A 1,349-nucleotide genomic window follows, 5' to 3' on the forward strand; every position below is an offset into this window, starting at 1 on the left:
CTCCGAAAGCCTGCGGCCGATCCCCAGCAGCCCCGCCGCGGCGGCCAGCGCCGCCAGGACGGCGGCCCCGGCCGGCAGGCCGGACATCGCGGCCCGCCCGTCGGTCGCGGCCCGCCGGAACTCCGTCTTCTCGTGCTCCATCGCCGTCCGGACGGCCCGGTCGACGTTGTCGAAGCAGACCCGGGTGGGCCTCTCGCCGTCCGGCCCGATGATCCGGTCCAGCGCCTCCTGGTAGTCGCCCGCGTCGTCGGCCCGCCGGGCCTCCTCGTGGCGCTTGCGCCACTCCAGCATGCTGCTCCTCGCGGTCTCCACCGGTTCGTCGACCTCCGGGTCGCCGGCGGTCCGGGCGGCCGCGTCCAGGGTCCGCGACAGATCCGTCATCGACTCCTCGAACGCCACCTCGAACTTGTCGCGGAAGACGCCGTCCGCCGTCCTGACGGTCTCCGCCCCCCGGTTCACCAGGGTGAGGTTCTCGGCGCCGCGGGCCTGGAGGGAGGCGGTGCGGGCGTCGTTCAGCAGGCTCAGGGACTCCACGCCGTGCGCGTGCGAGTCCTCGAGCGCCGTCCGGGCGAGGGTGTGCCCGGCCAGCAGCCACATCAGCACCACGGTGACGGCGGAGGTCGCGGTCACCAGGCCGGGGCTCAGCACCCGGTTGGTGCGGCGGTACTCGCGGCGCTGCGCCGCGCCGAGGGCGGCGAGCGCCGCGACGCCGAGGGCCAGGGCGAACCACGGGTAGGGGGTCGCGTCGGCGTAGTCCTCGCGCAGGCGGCGGTCCTCCTGCAGGTAGAGGTCCTCGGCGGCGGGGAGCATCTCCTCCCGCATCAGCTCGTCCGCGTACCGCAGGTAGGCGCCGGCCAGCGGGTAGCCCATCCGGTTGTTGGCGCGGGCCCGCTCGACCAGCCCCTTGTAACGGGGCAGCAGTTCGTTGAGGTGCGCGACGGTCCGGCCGGAGGCGGAGTCCCGGTCGGAGCTGGCGGCGGCGGTGGCCAGGCCGTTGGCGGCGGTGCGGATGTCCTCCTCGTACCGCTCGCGGCTGTCCGGGGTCTCGTTGCCGCCGGCCAGCAGGCCGCTGGAGGCCGCGGTGTTGGCGCCGGCCAGGGCGCGGTACACGTCGGCGGCGGCCGAGCTCAGCGGACCGCTGTGGTGCAGCACGTCGTCGGCGGCGGAACCGCGCGCCGCGGTCTGCCAGGTGGCGACGGCGCCGAACGCGACGACCAGCAGGGCGAGGACGGCGCCGATGACGCGCAGCCGGCCGGGTTCGGTGGTCGCGGCCGCGCGGACGCGGGCGGCGGTCCCGGCGACGGCGGTCGTCCGGCGGGGCGGGACGCCCGCCGGCACGGCGGGGGGCG

Annotated in this window: 1 protein-coding gene; it reads right to left on the reverse strand. The window is 76.6% G+C overall.

The features are described from left to right. Nucleotides 1–1,349, reverse strand: a 1,349-nt coding sequence (locus A2U95_RS14135) for a hypothetical protein (RefSeq protein WP_206282883.1), incomplete at both ends; no start/stop codon positions are given.

It is taken from the genome of Streptomyces chilikensis (assembly GCF_001642695.1).
In the GTDB taxonomy this organism is placed as follows: domain Bacteria; phylum Actinomycetota; class Actinomycetes; order Streptomycetales; family Streptomycetaceae; genus Streptomyces; species Streptomyces chilikensis.